General features: G+C 36.7%; 21 protein-coding genes and 1 pseudogene. 8 read left to right on the top strand and 14 right to left on the bottom strand.

Annotation, left to right across the window (positions count from 1 at the left end; all coding sequences use genetic code 11):
* The 5 genes and pseudogenes from OQH61_RS08010 to dcd form a co-directional block, all read right to left on the bottom strand.
* A pseudogene (locus OQH61_RS08010) lies at nucleotides 1-417 on the bottom strand (hypothetical protein); the annotation flags it as partial.
* Nucleotides 418-436: 19 nt separating this feature from the next.
* Nucleotides 437-757, bottom strand: a complete 321-nt coding sequence (locus OQH61_RS08005) for a hypothetical protein (protein WP_266026905.1) — start codon at nucleotides 755-757, stop codon at nucleotides 437-439.
* A gap of 290 nt (nucleotides 758-1047) precedes the next feature.
* On the bottom strand, nucleotides 1048-1764 hold the full coding sequence (locus tag OQH61_RS08000) for a hypothetical protein (RefSeq protein ID WP_266026904.1): 717 nt from the start codon (nucleotides 1762-1764) through the stop codon (nucleotides 1048-1050).
* A gap of 20 nt (nucleotides 1765-1784) precedes the next feature.
* Nucleotides 1785-2087, bottom strand: coding sequence for a hypothetical protein (locus OQH61_RS07995; RefSeq protein ID WP_266026903.1), 303 nt, complete (start codon nucleotides 2085-2087; stop codon nucleotides 1785-1787).
* An 801-nt stretch (nucleotides 2088-2888) separates the two neighbouring features.
* Nucleotides 2889-3455 (bottom strand): dCTP deaminase, encoded by a 567-nt coding sequence (gene dcd, locus OQH61_RS07990; protein ID WP_266026902.1) that lies wholly within the window; start codon nucleotides 3453-3455, stop codon nucleotides 2889-2891.
* Nucleotides 3456-3556: 101 nt separating this feature from the next.
* Between dcd and accB the strand changes: the two genes are divergently transcribed.
* The 6 genes from accB (at nucleotide 3557) to OQH61_RS07960 (ending at nucleotide 9811) form a co-directional block, all read left to right on the top strand.
* Complete coding sequence (accB, locus tag OQH61_RS07985; protein WP_266026901.1) at nucleotides 3557-4027, top strand: acetyl-CoA carboxylase biotin carboxyl carrier protein; 471 nt, start codon at nucleotides 3557-3559, stop codon at nucleotides 4025-4027.
* A gap of 9 nt (nucleotides 4028-4036) precedes the next feature.
* A complete protein-coding gene (locus OQH61_RS07980; RefSeq protein ID WP_266026900.1) occupies nucleotides 4037-5401 on the top strand; it encodes an acetyl-CoA carboxylase biotin carboxylase subunit in 1365 nt (454 codons plus the stop codon).
* Nucleotides 5402-5432: 31 nt separating this feature from the next.
* Entirely contained in the window at nucleotides 5433-6122 is a 690-nt protein-coding gene (locus tag OQH61_RS07975; RefSeq protein ID WP_266026899.1) for a hypothetical protein, read from the top strand.
* Between the two features lie 9 nt (nucleotides 6123-6131).
* A complete protein-coding gene (pseC, locus tag OQH61_RS07970) occupies nucleotides 6132-7310 on the top strand; it encodes a UDP-4-amino-4,6-dideoxy-N-acetyl-beta-L-altrosamine transaminase (protein WP_266026898.1) in 1179 nt (392 codons plus the stop codon).
* 87 nt (nucleotides 7311-7397) lie between these two features.
* Nucleotides 7398-9062 (top strand): hydrogenase small subunit, encoded by a 1665-nt coding sequence (locus tag OQH61_RS07965; protein WP_266026897.1) that lies wholly within the window; start codon nucleotides 7398-7400, stop codon nucleotides 9060-9062.
* Nucleotides 9063-9646: 584 nt separating this feature from the next.
* Complete coding sequence (locus tag OQH61_RS07960; RefSeq protein ID WP_266026896.1) at nucleotides 9647-9811, top strand: hypothetical protein; 165 nt, start codon at nucleotides 9647-9649, stop codon at nucleotides 9809-9811.
* Nucleotides 9812-9864: 53 nt separating this feature from the next.
* Here the strand turns inward: OQH61_RS07960 and OQH61_RS07955 are convergent, their stop codons facing one another.
* The 3 genes from OQH61_RS07955 to OQH61_RS07945 are packed head-to-tail and all read right to left on the bottom strand — an operon-like array spanning nucleotide 9865 to nucleotide 12474.
* Nucleotides 9865-10350, bottom strand: a complete 486-nt coding sequence (locus OQH61_RS07955; RefSeq protein WP_266026895.1) for a phosphatidylglycerophosphatase A — start codon at nucleotides 10348-10350, stop codon at nucleotides 9865-9867.
* Complete coding sequence (locus tag OQH61_RS07950; protein ID WP_266026894.1) at nucleotides 10325-11257, bottom strand: response regulator; 933 nt, start codon at nucleotides 11255-11257, stop codon at nucleotides 10325-10327. Before OQH61_RS07950 ends, OQH61_RS07955 begins: the two co-directional genes overlap by 26 nt.
* A gap of 47 nt (nucleotides 11258-11304) precedes the next feature.
* Nucleotides 11305-12474: a bifunctional 2-C-methyl-D-erythritol 4-phosphate cytidylyltransferase/2-C-methyl-D-erythritol 2,4-cyclodiphosphate synthase gene (locus tag OQH61_RS07945; protein ID WP_266026893.1), complete on the bottom strand. Its 1170-nt coding sequence runs from the start codon at nucleotides 12472-12474 to the stop codon at nucleotides 11305-11307.
* A gap of 181 nt (nucleotides 12475-12655) precedes the next feature.
* Between OQH61_RS07945 and thiC the strand changes: the two genes are divergently transcribed.
* Together thiC and OQH61_RS07935 are read left to right on the top strand one after the other, a co-directional pair.
* Nucleotides 12656-14029, top strand: a complete 1374-nt coding sequence (thiC, locus tag OQH61_RS07940) for a phosphomethylpyrimidine synthase ThiC (protein WP_266026892.1) — start codon at nucleotides 12656-12658, stop codon at nucleotides 14027-14029.
* An 11-nt stretch (nucleotides 14030-14040) separates the two neighbouring features.
* Nucleotides 14041-14346, top strand: a complete 306-nt coding sequence (locus OQH61_RS07935) for a YciI family protein (protein ID WP_266026891.1) — start codon at nucleotides 14041-14043, stop codon at nucleotides 14344-14346.
* Nucleotides 14347-14350: 4 nt separating this feature from the next.
* Here OQH61_RS07935 and OQH61_RS07930 read toward each other — a convergent pair whose 3' ends face one another.
* From OQH61_RS07930 to OQH61_RS07905, 6 genes are all read right to left on the bottom strand, one after another.
* Nucleotides 14351-15103, bottom strand: a complete 753-nt coding sequence (locus OQH61_RS07930) for an energy transducer TonB (RefSeq protein ID WP_266026890.1) — start codon at nucleotides 15101-15103, stop codon at nucleotides 14351-14353.
* On the bottom strand, nucleotides 15103-15990 hold the full coding sequence (locus OQH61_RS07925; protein WP_266026889.1) for a flagellar biosynthetic protein FliO: 888 nt from the start codon (nucleotides 15988-15990) through the stop codon (nucleotides 15103-15105). Before OQH61_RS07925 ends, OQH61_RS07930 begins: the two co-directional genes overlap by 1 nt.
* 18 nt (nucleotides 15991-16008) lie before the next feature.
* The gene (fliN, locus tag OQH61_RS07920; RefSeq protein ID WP_011116417.1) at nucleotides 16009-16362 is read right to left on the bottom strand and encodes a flagellar motor switch protein FliN; all 354 of its coding nucleotides are present in this window, start codon (nucleotides 16360-16362) and stop codon (nucleotides 16009-16011) included.
* A 16-nt stretch (nucleotides 16363-16378) separates the two neighbouring features.
* A complete protein-coding gene (locus OQH61_RS07915; RefSeq protein ID WP_266026888.1) occupies nucleotides 16379-16783 on the bottom strand; it encodes a chemotaxis protein CheX in 405 nt (134 codons plus the stop codon).
* Between the two features lie 81 nt (nucleotides 16784-16864).
* Nucleotides 16865-17539, bottom strand: a complete 675-nt coding sequence (nth, locus tag OQH61_RS07910; protein ID WP_266026906.1) for an endonuclease III — start codon at nucleotides 17537-17539, stop codon at nucleotides 16865-16867.
* A gap of 27 nt (nucleotides 17540-17566) precedes the next feature.
* A complete protein-coding gene (locus OQH61_RS07905) occupies nucleotides 17567-17797 on the bottom strand; it encodes a FeoA family protein (protein WP_266026887.1) in 231 nt (76 codons plus the stop codon).
* Nucleotides 17798-17885 lie beyond the last annotated feature (88 nt).

Genomic DNA, 17885 nt, shown 5'->3' with positions numbered 1-17885 from the left:
ATTCTTAACCCAACTATCCTCGTTGCCGGCTAATTGAACTCCTAATATACCAGAATTAAAACTATCCCAAGCATAGCCTACACTAAGATAAAGCGGAGTATTTGGAGTGAGGAGATTGACCCCAGCACTTACACGCACATCACCTGCAAAAAATGTATCGTTTTGAACACTATCTCTTTTAGCCTTACCTAAAGCGATTTCACCTCCAGCTTGGAGCAAAATTCTTTCATTTGCATAGGTATCCATACCCCATAGGGCAAGGTAACCACCTGTATTGGTAATATCTTTTTCACCACTTGGCTGTTGGAGGGTATATATACCACCTAAGCCAATCCTTGCTATATGATAATCATCTGCAAATGCACATACTGCACCAAAGAGAGAAAAGCTTAAGAATATTTTGCGTAAATATTTCATTACTCACCCCCCCCCCAGCTTACCATTTAAACCATTTTTTGATTTTTTTGATAGCTTTGTCTGCTAACTCTGTGCCTATTTTAACCCCTGCGCCTGAAGCGATTCCAATAAGCAAACCACCAGTTATAGGGTCTAACGCTTCTCCCTCTGTCTCTGCCATTTCCTCATCACTTAAAGCCACTACATTAAGATGAGTTGCATTTGTAGTGAAAAGAAATTCTTTATCGGCTTTTGATAAAGCTACATTTTGCACACTCTTGTTTTGAGCAGATTCTATTGCACATAATGGGCTTAACCCTAAACATAGGCATAATGCCAAGCTGATAACACCTTTTTTCATAATACACTCCTTAAGAAGTAAAGTTTTAGAATCTGACTTTACTTAAAACTATCAAAGTTTAAAGTAAATTCGCAAATATTTTATAAAATGAATATTTAAAAATTTATTAAGTCAAGAAATATGAATATAGAACTAATTTCAATTTGTAACACTCATTTATATACACAATCTATCATATTGCTACAAAGTGCTCACCCGCTACATTGAATATCATATTTGTGTAACCTTAAAATTTTATTTAAGTTAGATAGTGCATTGCACTATCTCTAATAAAGAATCTCTAAAGCCGCTTAAAACTTAATCCCTACTTCCACTCCACCTAAGAAATGTTTAGTAGTAGGACGAGTAAAGATTGCATTGAACTTAGAAGCTGCTATATTATAGTATTTTGCACGAAGATTCATAAACAAACCTATATGCTGTGTAATATCATACACAAAACCTATCCCACCTTTAATAGCATAGCTAGAACTATCGGTATCTACGCGAACATAATTATTTTGATTTTGTTCATAATAACCTGTTAGCACATAGTGATAGCCCACATTGTATTCAAAGGTTAAATGATTGCTTTTGATAAAACCTTGCAAATCGGCTCCTACAAACATAAGTCCATTATCAACCCAACTATTTGATGCCCAATATTCAAAATTATCCATACCATACATTACACTAAGATAAAGCGGAGTATTTGGAGTGAGGAGATTGACCCCAGCACCTAAGAGAAAATTTTCCATACGCAATGAATTGCTTTTGTTTCTCTCCCTTTTAGTCTTGCCGATATTTGTTTCAACTTCAAGTTGTAGCAATATTCTTTCTTGAAGGAAAGAATATCTTGACCTTAGAGCAAGATAAGCACTTGTATTGGTAATATCTTTTTCATCACTTGGCTGTTGGAGAATATATACACCACCTATACCTATCTTTAGTGCGCTATATTCACCTGCATACGCACATACTGCACCAAAGAGAGAGGCACTTAACAATATTTTGCGTAAATATTTCATTACTCACCCCCCCCCCCAGCTTATCTAAACCATCTTTTGATTTTTTTGACAACTTTTTTGCCTGTTTCATATGCCTGATATGCAGTGTATGCTATTTGTATAGCGCTAATAGGATCTATGGCTTCACCCTCTGTCTCTGCCATTTCCTCATCACTTAATGCGACTACATTGATGTTTTGTGCTTGAGTATTAAAGAGGAACTCTGTATCAGCTTTTGATAAAGCTACATTTTGCACACTCTTTTTGTGAGCAGATTCAACTGCACATAATGGGCTTAAACCCAAAGATAGGCATAATGCCAATGTTATGATGTGTTTTTTCATAACCAAATCCTTTATTGTAAAATTTGTCCTTAAACTTAAAAATATTCTTTCAAAGCTTAAGGACATTTCACATTCTATAAAACAAAAAATTAAATAAAGCTTAACCTTTAAAACATATATATAATTATATTACTACAAAGTGCTCACCTGCTACATTAAACATAACTAAAATGCCTAGTAAGCCCATAAAGGCATAGAAATATGGGTGTTTGTAGAAACGCACTAAAAATTGAGCAATATCATAAAATTTGATATGAGTTAAAAAGAGAAAGCATAGTTATGAATGTGTATAAAGCGAAGCTGTGAATCAAACTTCACTTTATAATTTGAAAGAAAATAACATTTGCAGATTCGTAGATTCAAATATCCCCATATCTACAACATCCGTGCTTTACTTGGTCGGGCAAGATATGTATCCTCCTTAGCGCACCTAGCTACTTAAATATAGCTGTGCTGCCTACTCCTAGTTTTAAGGGTAAGCAAAGCTTCATTAATCAAGTTTAAAACACTTTATTTACAATATTATTCACCCCATTGAGATTGGCTATTGCATACTGAAGAATCAAAGACCATTAAGTCTTTGAAAGCTAGTATTGAGTGAGGAATACTCCCCCCGCAGAGCGGACACGATAACCACCAAAACCTTTATTCATTTCAACTCCTTTATGTTTCTAAAGAAATGAAAATTTACTCCCTTAGAAATTCATCTAAGGGAGATTAGAATTATAGGCTTAAAAAATTTAATATTTCTTTAAACTCTATGCAATTCGTTTTAAATATTTGTTTGCTCATTGTAGAGAATCATTTTATTACTTTTGGAAGAGTAATGCCTTGCTGTCCTTGATATTTGCCTTTTTTATCCTTATAGCTTACCTCACAAGGCTCATCTCCTTCCAAAAAAAGCACTTGGGCAATGCCCTCATTCGCATAAATCTTAGCAGGTAATGGTGTAGTATTACTAATCTCAATAGTGATATGCCCCTCAAACTCTGGCTCAAAGGGCGTAACATTCACAATAATCCCACACCGCGCATAAGTGCTTTTGCCAAGACAAATTGCCAACACATTGCGTGGGATTCTAAAATATTCAATCGTGCGCGCTAATGCAAAAGAATTAGGTGGCACGAGACAATAGCCATTCTCCTCTGTGGTAATTTCCACGACATTGCGCTCATCAAAGCTTTTAGGATCAACAAGATTCGCACCGATATTTGTAAAAATCATAAATTCATTACCTACGCGAATATCATATCCATAGCTTGAAAGCCCATAACTTACGATATTTTTTCCTACTTGTTTTTCACAAAATGGCTCAATCATACCCTTTTTGCTCATTTTTTTAATCCAAGTATCTGATTTTAATCCCATTGCTATTACCTCACTCTATCTCGCAAAAACTTTGTTATCTTAGAAAAAGAAAAATTGTGATATTATAGCAGATTAAATTTTACAGAAATGAAAGGCGTAAAATGAATTTGCAAGAAATCAAAAAGATTATGGAACTCTTTGACAACAGCGGCATAGCTAAATTCAGTATTAAACAAGAGGGTTTTGAACTCAAACTCCAAAAAACAGGCGCAAATGAGCCAATCCAAGTAATGCCTCAATCTATCACGCTCCCTACTCAAACAGCTCCTATCACCGCAGTTACTCAAGCCGTAGATTCTTCTCCTACACCTAGCACACCAAAGGACACAAGCGGACATTTTATTACTTCGCCAATGGTGGGGACATTTTATCGCTCTCCTAGTCCGGGAGCAGCCCCTTATGTCAATGTCGGCGATATTGTTAAAAAGGGGCAGACGGTTGCTATCATTGAAGCAATGAAAATTATGAATGAGATTGAAGCAGAATTTGATTGCAAAATTATTTCAATAGAAGTAAATGACGGACAACCTGTGGAATTTAGCACTCAACTTATTAAAGTTGAAAAACTCTAGGGTAATGCAATGAGTGTAAAACAACGAAAGATTCAAAAGATTCTCATTGCAAATCGCGGTGAGATTACCCTACGCGCTATTAGGACAATCCAAGAAATGGGCAAAGAAGCTATCGCTATTTACTCCACTGCCGACAAAGACGCATATTACCTTGATGTGGCTGATGCAAAAATCTGTGTAGGCGGAGATAAATCAAGTGAAAGCTACCTCAATATCCCGGCTATTATGAGTGCTGCCGAACTTCTCAAGGTTGATGCAATTTTCCCGGGTTATGGATTTTTGAGTGAAAATCAAAATTTTGTAGAGATTTGTTCTCACCATAGCATAGAGTTCATTGGTCCAACAGCTGATGTTATGGTGCTTATGAGCGATAAATCAAAAGCAAAAGATGTGATGAAAGAAGCAGGTGTGCCTGTGATTTTGGGAAGTGATGGGGCTTTAAAAGATTATAAAGAAGCACAAAAAATCGCTGATGAAATTGGGTATCCTGTGATTCTCAAAGCCGCAGCAGGTGGTGGTGGAAGAGGTATGCGCGTAGTTGAAAAACCTGAAATGTTAAAAAATCTCTACCTTGCAGCAGAATCTGAAGCAGTGAGCGCATTTGGCGATGGCACAATTTATATGGAAAAATTTATCCGCAATCCTAAACACATTGAAGTGCAAATTCTTGCAGATAAATATGGCAATGTGTTGCACATTGGGGAGCGCGATTGCTCTGCACAGAGACGACAACAAAAACTTATTGAGGAATCTCCTGCAGTGGTGCTTAAACCTGAAGTGCGTCAAAGACTGCTCCAAACCGCTGTCAAAGCAGCGCAATATATTAAATATGTAGGTGCGGGGACTTTTGAGTTTTTGCTTGATGCAAATTATGAAGATTTTTATTTTATGGAAATGAATACGCGCTTGCAAGTAGAACACACAGTGAGTGAGATGGTAAGTGGGCTTGATCTAGTAGAGTGGATGATACGCATTGCAGAGGGCGAAAAGCTCCCAAGTCAAGAGAGCATTAGCTTTAAGGGACACTCTATTGAATGTCGCATTACAGCCGAAGATCCAGAGAAATTCTATCCTTGCCCGGGTAAAATTACCAAATGGGTAGCACCCGGTGGGGCAAATGTGCGACTTGATACCCACGCTTATGGTGGATATAGTGTGCCAATGCATTATGATTCTATGATTGGCAAACTTATTGTGTGGGGCGAAGATAGGAATCAAGCTATCAATCGTATGCACCGCGCTTTAAGAGAATTTTGTATTGAGGGAATTAAGACAACTTTACCTTTTCATATAAAAATGATGAAAAACCAAGATTTTCTCGCTTCCAAGATTCATACCAAGTATTTGGAACAAAATATGCTTGATATGGAATGATTGGGCGAGATAATTGAATAAAGGAGCAAAAATGAAAATCAACGCAAATACAACACAAAAACTCGCCAAAGAGGAAGTCAAAAAAAAAGATATTCAAGAAACACAAGCTACCCAAACCACGAATAAAAAACTTGAAAAAAATAAAAACATAGACACAAGCGAAATAAAAAACAATCCATTAAGTCAAAACATTAAAAATACTAATAGCAATATCGGTAGATTGCAAATTGCACAAAAGGCACTTAGCAGTATAGAATCAGATGCAAAAAAAATCGCCAAACTTGCCAAAGAAAGCAAAGAAACGCTTGATAAAGGAGAGCAAGAGGAGCTTAAAGAAGAAATGTCTGTATTGAAAAAAAATATAGAATCTGCGATTAAAAAAGCGACTTTTGAAGGAAGTAATGTCTTTTCTAAAGGTATCAAAGACAATAAAGAGCGTATTATTTTTGATGCGCCAAAATTAAATGTAAAACTTCTTGATTCTGATGCACAAAAATTCTACGATGTACTCAAAGAGCAGCAAGTGCAGATTAAAGATGCTATCCAAATACTCCAAGAACAAGCACAAGAAAGCAGTAGCAAACTTGCTAATGGCAAAACAAATAGTGCTGACAAGCAAAATACTGATGGTTCATTCTTGAAAAAATTTGGCTCACTTTTCCGCGTTTCACACGATACAGACAAACTAAGCAATCAACGCGTTCAAGAGCTTTTAGCTTGATTCTTAAAGATGATACCTTATAGCACGCAACATATTGAGCAAGATGATATTGAGGCTGTCAATTATGCTTTGCAATCTTCTCATCTTACGCAAGGCACTCTTACGCAGCAATTTGAAGCCGCCCTTGCCTCAAAAGGAAATGTGCAATATGCTATAAGCTTTAACTCCGCTACTTCCGCTTTATTTGCACTCTATGGCGCATTTATGTATAAATACTTTCCACATCTTGCACACTTTTATAATACTTTGGATTCTAAAATGTCAAAGCAAGAGAGAGAGGAAATTTATTTTATCACTACACCCATTAGCTTTGTCGCTACAACAAATATGATGCTTCAATGGGGTATTACCCCTCTATTTTGCGATGTGAAAGATGATGGAAATATTGATGAAAATACACTTGCGCACATTCTCTCTACTCATCCTAAGAGAGCGCTTATCAGAGCGATTGTAAGCGTAGATTATGGGGGCAAAAGTGTAGAAATAGATTCTCTGCGCACACTTGCACAAAAACATAATCTTTTGCTTTTTTCAGATAGTTCTCATTCATTTGGGGGGAGTTATAATGGAGACACCATAGGCTCACTTGCTGATGCAACTATTTTTAGCTTTCACGCGCTTAAATCCATTACCACAGCAGAAGGTGGAGCATTGCTCACCAATGATGAAGAATTAGCGCACTATGCGCGCCTTTTGCTCTCTCACGGCATAGAAAAAAAATCCTTGTGGAATTATGATTGTTTGCTTGCGGGTATGAATTTTCGCCTTAGCGAAGTGGGTGCAGCACTTGGTCTTAGCCAACTTAAAAAGCTTGATGCCTTTATCACTCATCGGCATAATATCGCAACACTCTATGATGAAGCGTTTAGGGATAATGCTGATTTTGGCATTATTCCTATACCTACACATATTCGTAGCTCTCATCATCTCTATCCTATTTTGCTTTATCCACATTTATGGTGTCAAAAAGAGCATATTTTTCAACAGCTACAAGCACAAGGTTTGGGTGTGCAGGTACATTATAAGCCTATTCATCAATTTAGTCTCTACAAGAATCTTTTTGGAGACATATCCCTGCCAAATGCAGATAGATTCTATCTTAGCGAAATATCAATTCCTTGTCATCAAAGCCTTAGCACCCAACAAGCACAAAATATTATAGAGATAATTACAAAAACTTGCAAATAATACTATGACAGCAAAAACAAGGTTGTTTTTTACTTAGCTTTTAAAGAGAGTGCGTTACAATAGCTTATTTACACTATGGAGTTTGCTATGGATAAAACACAAATACTTGAACGATTAACAACACATCTCCATACCCTTAACAGCATACATAAAGAAACTCGTTGTAAGGTAAATATAGAGTGGCTCACTCGTATCTGCTCTCTTATAGGTATCCCCAAAGAAGGCGTAGAACTCTGTGCCCAAATCCTCGCTCTTAAGCCACCCACGCGGCTTGTATGGCTTCACTTGGCAGAATGCACAGGTTGTAGCAGCAGTTTTTTGCGCCTTGATAAACCAGACATAGAATCTGTCCTCCTTGAATACATCACCCTTGAATATCATGAAACGATTATGGGAGCAGTGGGCTTTAGCGCGAAAAAATCCTTACACGATGCTTTAGACAAAGAGTTTATCCTCGTTATTGAAGGTGGCATATCGCTGGGAAATAATGCACATTTTCTTACCTCTGGCGCAGATAGTATCACAGGCGAGCAAGAATGCAAAGAAGTAGCACAAAAGGCTCAAGTTATATTCGCAGTGGGCACTTGCTCAAGCTTTGGTGGAGTGCAAGCAGCATATCCCAATCCTACGCAATCCATAGGGGTAGATTCTGCTCTTGCGCAACGCATTATTAATATACCGGGCTGTCCGCCAAGTGAGGCAAATATTATCGGCAGTATCCTCTATTATATTCTTTTACAAGAGCTTCCCCCAACAGATTCTTTGCATCGTCCGATATGGAGCTATGGCAAGAATCTACACGATATGTGTGAGCGTAAGGCAAAATTTGAATCTGGCGATTTTGTGCAGAGCTTTGATGATGTGCATTTACAAGATGGTTATTGTCTCTATAAAGTCGGATGTAAGGGACCTTATGTGTTTAATAACTGCCCTAAAGTCAAATTTAATGCTAAAACAAGTTACCCTATTCAAGCAGGACACGGCTGTATTGCGTGTAGTGAGCCTGATTTTTGGGATAGTTTTGGGCGCATAGAAGAACCACTGAATAATGCAAATGCGTATCTCACGAAACAAAAGCCTCTCAAAACACTTCCTTGCACACACACTTTGATAGAATCTATACCAAAAAATACGCTGTGTCTTGAGTTTGATACACTCTCTCCCACGCGTATATATACGCACACACAATCAGCACAAGATAACCTAATCGCACTTTGCTTCCAATCTCATCTCCCTACCCTACTTATGCAAATCGCAAAAAGAAATAAGCTCGGTGCGCGACTTGTGGAAAACTATCAACAATGGCGTGTGCAACAACAACTCCCTCATATAAACACAGATGAAGATTCTCAAGGTGAGCTCTCCCGTAATGCAAGTGATATTTTAAAGCTAGTGGGTGAAATGTTTGGTAAGAGCAATCCTAACGCACTTGATACTCTCCAAAGCGCACAAAGCTATCTTTTTCCGCATATCAGTAGGCTTGATATGAAACTTAATGGCGAAGAAAGCTGCAATATTGAAATAGATAAATCTCTGCGTTTGCCTTTATGCTATCTGCTTGGAGGATTAGAAATTGAAGGTGTAGCCTATGGTGCAGTAAGTTCTATATGCGAGATATTATCTCTTGCACTTACGCAGCTTTGCACATATTATCATTTAGAGCAAGTAGTATTCAAAGGGAATCTAATACAAAATGCACTTATACAGGATAGATTTGCCACTTATCTTCCAAAGTGGATTGAAGTAGTATAGACTAGGCATAAAAGATTAATATGGGTGATAAAAGCAATTAGATTATAGAATCTTTAGCAAGAATGCTAAGGTGATAGAAATGATAAAAAACGAAGATTTAAAAATTATCTTTGAAGTAGGTAGATTATGAGTTTTATTTATTTTTATGTCTATCAAAATTATTTTATCTTACTAATGGGCTGGATATTTTATTTCTTTATGGCATTCTTTGTGATAAAACACATCAATCAAATAGCTTTTTTTATAGAATATTTGTTTGTAAAAGTTTTTTATTTGGCTGTATATGCGGAATAGTAGCTGTGTGTTTGTATTACGCAATCATTATATATACCAAAGAAGGCATAAGGGCAATTTTTTTGATTTTGCTGACATTTATAAGTGGTGGAGGAATGCAAATCTATGGAATGCTATTAAAATTTCATTTATGCAATAACACATCAGGTATTCATTTTGGATTGACACAAAATATTATTATATTTGCTATGACTTCATTGTTGATTGGATTATTGCTAGTGGATATAATGGCTTGGCTTGCTCTCCATTTGTAATACTTGGAGCAATGCTTAAAGAAAGTATTATGAATAATGGAATATTGGCGAGATAATCTTATGTATAAAACATACAAAGACTTACCGCATTTTATAACTGCCAAAACACCCAAAAAACGCTTTCATCTCGGTTGTGATTTTCTAGCAACGAGTAAGAGTTTTAAAGAGAGTGCTTTCAACTTTCACCCTGTGTTGCTCTAAGGATTGTCCCATAACAATAGGGTTTAAAAATACAAAAATAATATAACTAAAGCTTAAGCCAAAAAGGACAAAATCCTTTGAGCGATGTGAAGCACAAGCACACTCACAATCCCTGCCAAAATCCCAGCAAGCGCATCATCACCTACCACACCTAAGCCACCTTTTACCTCTTTATCAATTCTGCCAATAAAGGAGGGCTTATAAATATCAAAGATTCTAAAAAATACAAAAGCCAAAATAAGTTCCCACACGCCAAAGCCAACAATTGACATTGCGAGCCATACACCCACTAGCTCATCAATAACGATACTTTTATCATCGTGAGTTTGAGTGCGTTGCTCATAAATATCAATATGCTTTATCGCCACAAGTGCGATAAAAATGCTTAATAAAAAAAGTGTCTCTTGAGAATAATACACGATGGGCGCACCCAAGATTAGAGCTACAACACTCCCAGCTGTGCCCGGAGCCTTAGGAGAATAGCCACTATAAAATAGGCTTAAAAATAAGTCTTTAATCAATTTGATTCTCTTGTTCATTGGGATTTTGGGGAGTATTTTTATTTTTACGAATAATGCCATATTTTTTGCGCTTTTCCCACAAGCTCTTGCGACTCATACCGAGCTTTTTTGCAAGCTCAATATCAGGATAGCGACTCTCAAATTTGGTGATAATAATTTTTTCATATTCTTTCACAGAGAGAATCTCCCCGCTTAGCTCTACACTATTGGCTTGACGCGAAATATCAATCACCTGTGGAAAAGCAATTTTCTCGCTTGAGACAACTGAAACGATGACGCTATGTTTTAAAGCCATCTCCAAAAAATCTTTTCTATCGCTCTTTTTAAGCTCCTCAAGATTGGTAATGTAATATACCTCATTCTTCTTTGGTGGCACACGAAAAATACTTTTCCAAGTTTCTTCTTTGAGTGAATAAAATTGGAAATGAATATGTTTCTCACGCGCATACCGCATTGCGTAAATATCTGCGCTTCTTTGAGTATTAGTCTTAATCACAAAAGGCGGATTATACAAAAAAGGCTCGGGTGTGCCAAGCTCACGCTCTATAAAACTAAAATAGCTCCGATAAAATTTAATTTCCTCATTAATCTCACGATAAACCTTATAATGCGTGATTTTGCGCATAAGTTCATCAACAATAAAAGGTTTAACAATATAATCTGTTACGCCATTACGCAAGGGCTTAATAACGGTATCATCATTGATATATGCAATCATAAGAATCATAATAGCTTGTGGATATGTCTTGCTTAGCTCTATATAACCCTCACCAATTGTGCCAAAAGAAGCCAAAATAACATCATAATGGTCTTTTTGAACATCTCCAAGTGAATGAGCAATAACACATTCTAAATGAGAATCACTTATTTTATTAGCAATACTTTGCGCGAGATAAATTTCATTTTCAATAATTAAAACTTTCATACAAACTCCCTTTTATAATGGATTTTATACATCGTGTAGCCTCCTTATTAACATAAATTTTGTATAGGTGTATGCCAATCTGCAAACCCCATACTTACACACACCTCTACGCATATACCCTCCTTACGCCCTATAAAGCCTAATCTCTCTGTTGTAGTTGCCTTAATATTAATACGTGAGTTTGGCACTCTCAAAATATGGGCTATACATTCACGCATTGCATTCTTATAGGGAGCAATTTTAGGCGTTTGCGCTATGATACTTATATCTGCATTATAAAGTTCATAGCCCACACTTTGGGCAAAAGTATAAATGTTATCTAGCATCATTTTGGAATCTGCATTTTTATATGTCTCATCTATATCGGGAAACCACTCCCCTATATCGCCTCCGCCGATAGCTCCCAAAATCGCATCACTTAAAGCGTGTAGTGCCACATCACCATCACTATGAGCTTTAAATCCAAATGCAGATTCTATTTGTACCCCGCCAAGCCACATTTGCTTACCTTCTTCAAATTGATGCACATCTATGCCATTGCCGACAAAAATCTTTTTTGAAGGTGGAGACAAACGCGTAATATGCGCCTTCAAATCACTATCAAAAGTCAATTTATTCATTAATGTGCTTCCTTGCACAAAAGCAATTTTTTTACCAAATGCATACAAAGCAGAGCTTTCATCGCTAAAATCTTTGTTTGTATCTTTAAGGGCTTCCCTCAAATCCTCTACTCTACTTAACTGCGGCGTTTGTATGAGTTTAATATTCTCACGCTTAAGATATTCCCCCTCATAAAAACTCGTATCTGCCACCCCGACAAAAGGCACAACACAGGCTACATTTTCATCAAGTGTAGCCAACATTGCCTTAATGACAGAATCTGAACTATCCCATCGTGCCACATCACTTACAAGAACAAGGGGTGTATCAATATATTTAAGGGCATTTCTAAGGGATTGACAGCGCGTTTGCCCACCTTGCACAACTTTATAAGGACTTATATTTTGCATATAACCACAATCTTGGCTTGAAGCAGTCAAAATCACTTGTTTAAAAGAAAAATGACGCGTAAGATTGTGCGTAGCCACAAGCCATAATGGCTCTTCCCCCACACGCAACCATTGCTTTTTGCATCTAAAGTTCTGTGCATTTGAAGCACAAAATCTTGTAGAATCTCCTGCTGCCATCATAATAAGTGAAACATTATCCAAAACCAAATTCTTATCCTAAACTCTATTTTAATCGGTATTCTATCACTCTAAAACAAAAAATAAACTAAAAATTGTTACTTAAATACCCATATTATTTAACTTTTTTTAAAGAATCTAAGGTATATTTTGGAAATTTAAATAGCATAACGCAAGTTTAAAACTAAATCATATTTTTGGAGGACTTTCAATGAGAACACAATGGGTGCAACAACGCGCAAATGATAAGATTCGCACACAGCTTCATTATGCAAAAAAAGGTATGATCACAAAAGAAATGGAATATGTAGCCAATATTGAAAATATAAGCCCTGAACTTATACGACAAGAGATTGAACGTGGAAGGCTGATTATCCCAGCAAATATCAATCACACAAATCTTGAACCTATGGGAATTGGTATAGCCACACGCACTAAAATTAATTCAAATATTGGTAGTTCCTCGCTTGCAAGCTCTATTGACGAAGAAGTAGAAAAAGTCAAAGTGTCTATTAAATATGGTGCAGATACAATTATGGATTTAAGCACAGGTGGGGATTTAGATGAAATACGCACTGCAGTTATTCAAGCTTCAAGTGTGCCTATTGGAACGGTGCCAATGTATCAGATTCTCTATGATGTAAAAAATGATGTATTACAACTTGATATTGACACTATGCTTGCCGTGCTTAAAAAACAAGCCAAGCAAGGCGTGAGCTATTTCACTATTCATTGCGGATTCTTACTCTCGCATATGCCATTTGTCGCTAAGCGAAAAATGGGTATTGTCTCGCGTGGCGGTAGTCTTATGGCAAGCTGGATGATGCACTATCATAAAGAAAATCCATTCTATGAGCATTTTGATGAGATTCTTAAAATTTGCCAAGAATACGATGTATCTCTCTCACTTGGAGATTCTTTGCGTCCGGGCTGTTTGGCTGATGCAAGCGATGAGGCGCAATTTGCTGAACTTAAAGTATTGGGAGAGCTTGCCAAAAGAGCGTGGGAAGCCGATGTGCAAGTAATGATAGAAGGACCCGGACACGTGCCACTTAATCAAATTGAACGCAATGTTGAACTTCAAAAGCAATATTGTAATCAAGCGCCTTTTTATGTGCTAGGACCCTTAGTTACAGATATTGCGGCAGGATATGACCATATTGCAAGTGCTATTGGAGCGTGTGTCGCGGCGTGGAAAGGTGTGGCTATGCTTTGCTATGTAACACCAAAGGAACATCTAGGCTTACCTAATGCTAAAGATGTGCGAGAGGGTATTTTAGCCTATAAAATCGCTGCGCACGCTGCAGATATTGCTCGTGGGCGCATAGGTGCGCGTGATAGAGATGATGCAATGAGCGATGCAAGATATAGCTTTGATTGGAATAGGCAGTTTGAACTCGCCCTAGACCCAGATAGGGCGCGTGAATACCACGATGAAGCCTTGCCTCAAGAAGTATTTAAAGATGCAGAGTTTTGCTCAATGTGTGGTCCAAAATTTTGTAGCTATAAAATTTCACAAGATATTTTCAAAGCCCACGCTCATAACGAATCTGAAGATTCTCAACCTCTAGCATCAAATCAATAAGGAGCAACACAATGACACATTTATTTGTCTGCCTTGTGCATTATACAAAGCCGCTTGAAGAAGTGCTTGCAAAGTTAGAGGAACACCGAGCTTATCTCAAAAAAGGCTATGATAAGGGTATTTTACTTGCCTCTGGTCCTAGGATTCCAAAAGATGGAGGTATTATTATTGGTAAATTTTCCAACAAAAATGAAGCTTTAAGCTTTGCTGAAGCTGACCCATTTACGCAATATAATCTTGCGCAGTATGAGATTCTTGAATTTGAGCCCATACTTCACGCACAAATACTTACAGATTTTTTGCATTCATCAATGTGAGAATCTAATATCTATAGTAAGAAATGCCATAACTGACAAAAATACGAATTTTTGTTTTGCTTATGGGGCGCGGATAGTCTTTATAGGCAATTTCTATCGTGCGCTCACTATTGCGGTCTAGTAGCATATAATTTGAAGAAACAATAACCTTAAGTCCGCTAATATCGCCATTAGGGTGGAGATAAAATTCCACCGCGCTTAAACCTTCCTGCCCTAAACGTAATGCACTTGGGGGATACTGCAAATAACGTTGTGTAATGCGCCCAATATCTCGCAAATGATTCACTAAAAACTCTTGTTCAGCCAATCCATAATCGCCAAATTCAGCTCCATAAAGCTCTTCAATATCTCTTTGTGCAAAGTTATCTACACTTGGAAACTTTGCAAGAGCTTTAATATGGCTTTTAGACTTGAGAGTTTGCTGTGCTTTGCCTTTGCCATCATAAAGACTTAAAGAGCTCAAATCAAAAGGCTGCGAAGTGCTCAATGGAGCATAGGATTTGGGAATGTATGTAGGAGAATATTCCAATGGGCTTGCTGAATGCTGCTGTGTATTTTGTGTTGATTCTAACTCTCCGCCACCTACAATTTGGAATCCTGCTACTTTCATACGCGTATCAGTAGAAGTTCCTTTTTTAAACTGCATTTGTTCAAAATGCACGAGCAAAAAAACAATAATAATCATATGAATCAAAAATGATACAATAAACCATAGCCAAAGGCGCGAGGGAGAATATGTGAGCATTTTATATGTCATTACTTATCATTATGGAGATATTTAGAAAGTCGTTCTTGCTTTTGCTCTAAAAGCTTCGTAAATTGGTCATCAAAACGTAATCTTTCTTGTGTGCTAATATTTTGTGGGATAGGATAGCGGTCAATCAAAGTGGTATTTGTAGCTCCAATAAGTATCAAATACCGATAGCCATTAGATTCTATGGTCAAAATGCGATGTTTGGAATCAAGATTTTTTTGTGATACCACTTCTATTTTGGTAGGGTCAAATGCTTCTTTTTGAGAGCCAAAACGTGCAAGATAATGCCCAAACTGCTTTTTATTTATCATATATCGTTTAACAAACCATAGTACAAGCACAAGCACACTCATCACGGCTAAAACTGCGACATACCGCCAAGTATCAATTCCTATATCATTTTTAAAAGGCAAAATACTCTGTTGTTGCTTATTTTGAGATTCTAAAGATTGGGGAATCTGATCAATAATTGGCACTTGTGATTGATGCGGTTTTTCTAAGAGTTTTTCAATCTCACTTTGTGGAGGTGTGATTTTATTAAAAGTAATTTTAAATGCACGAGATGCTCTACTGACACTCACATCTATAAACTTTGTATCCCCGATACCCAATACATAAAGATCATTTTGAATATTAAAAATTTGCATTTCATTCACAAAAAAATTCTTAAAGCTTTCATTCCGCGATTTTGCTTGCAAATCAGGAAATATAACCCCTCTATATCCATTTTGTGAGCTTAAACGCGGAGGCTTATTATAAACATCATTGAGCGTGAGAATCAACTCAATCTTATTATTTTCCTGTTTTATCTCCATATTTTGCACTTGCACTTGAGCGTAAAGTATATTTGCAAAGAATATAAACAACAAGAGAAATATATTAATTCTCATTTGTCTCTCTCACTTAGTTTATTTTTTCTCACGTGTAAGATAATACACAATTGCATTAGAATCTAAAATTTCATTAATACGAATAGCAAGATTGCGTTCATAAACCATTACTTCACCCTTTCCAATCACACGTCCATTAATGAAAATCTCAACACTCTCCCCAGCAGGCTTGCCAAGGTCAATAATTGATCCTTTTTCAAAACGCAAAATCTCACCAAGTGGAATCTTTGTGCTGCCAAGCTCGGCATTAAATAATGCCTCCATATCCAAAAGCCCTGTATAGTTTTTCATCATATCTTCAAGATATGTAGCAAGTTCTATCTCTTTGGCTGAATGAATACGTTGTTTATCTAAAATACTTTCGCCTGCCATTATAACTCCCTAAAAATTAATCTACACGTCTTATATATATACTACATCGCCCATTATTAAGCCGAAAGTGTAATCCGTGGTCATAATTTTTAATCAAACGATGCCCCAAAAAATCAGGTGTAGAAATATTAAAGCTTTTACCAAGCTCCTGCGTCATTACCTTTGCTCTACCAACGGTAAGATTTGCCAACTCTTTTGCCATATCTTCTAAGGCTTGTTCATTTGGATTTTCTTCACCCAAAAACTCTGCACAAAAAATACGCAAAAAAGCCTTGTCAAAAAGCAAATATACATTATTATGTGTGCCAATCATACTAATCCTGCTTAAATACCCCTTTTTAAGCGGCATAATTGAATCGTGGGGTGTTTTATTAATGCTATTTTGCACAATGTCAAAAAAACTACGATGAATAATATCCATACCAAACCACCTTTACTTTACAAGATAATGTTGTATAGCAAGTATTATACACTATACAATTAAAATATTGAAGTTTATATTTTAAGCAGGCTTAAAATTACATTTTTTTTGACAAAATTCACTTACAAAACAATTTTCACATATCGGTTTTAAAGCCTTACAAGTATAACGACCAAAAAGCACAAAAGCTTGATGAAGAGTGCTAAGCTGTGTTTTAAAAACCTGCGTAAGCTCCTTTTCTGTCTCAAGAGCACTTTTAGCTCTGCTCAATCCCAAACGATGGGAAACACGAAATACGTGTGTATCCACTGCCATATAATTTTGCTCAAAAAATTCTATAAGCACTACATTGGCAGTTTTTTGCCCCACACCCGCAAGAGTCTTTAACTCTGCTTGTGTGGTTGGAATTTGCCCATTAAAATCATTCATTACTTGATTTGCCATTGTGAGAAGATGTTTAGCCTTATTGTTAAAAAATGAAACAGATTGAATCAAAACCTTAATATCTTCAAGATGTGCTTGACTTAAAGCTGCCACATTTGGATAGGCTTTAAATAATGCTGGTGTTACAAGATTCACACGCTTATCCGTGCATTGAGCCGAAAGCATTACGCATACAAGCAACTCGTAAATATTACGATACACGAGTTCAGTTTTTGCATTGCCATAATGTTCTAAAAATCGTGATTTAATAATCTCAATGTCTTTTTTATTATGCTTTTTGAAAACCTTTGACTTAGGTATAGGTTTTTTTATAACTTTTTGTGTTGCCACGATATGCTTTCACTTTATGGGTTCAACAATGATTAATTTTGCTTCAGAATCTCGCAAGGCTACTTGTGTGCCTTCAATCACTACTGCCACTGCCAAATGATTGATTGAATGCCTCACTACACGACATATTTTATCTTTCACTATGCCAAAAGATATAAACCTATCTTTAAGTGCGCTATCTTGTGTATCACAGCGCACTATCTTGCACTCTTCTCCAAGATTGCAATCATAAAGTGTCATATGAATCCTTTGCCCTATCTTTGTGTTTTTTTTGAAGAGTAAGATTATAACTCAAATCAGATAACAAGATTACTCCTCATTTTTATTT

Origin of the sequence: Helicobacter sp. MIT 21-1697 (genome assembly GCF_026241255.1) — a bacterium.
In the GTDB taxonomy this organism is placed as follows: Bacteria; Campylobacterota; Campylobacteria; order Campylobacterales; family Helicobacteraceae; genus Helicobacter_C.
Note: the sequence above shows the minus strand (reverse complement) of the source record. Positions and strands in the feature narration are given on the sequence as shown.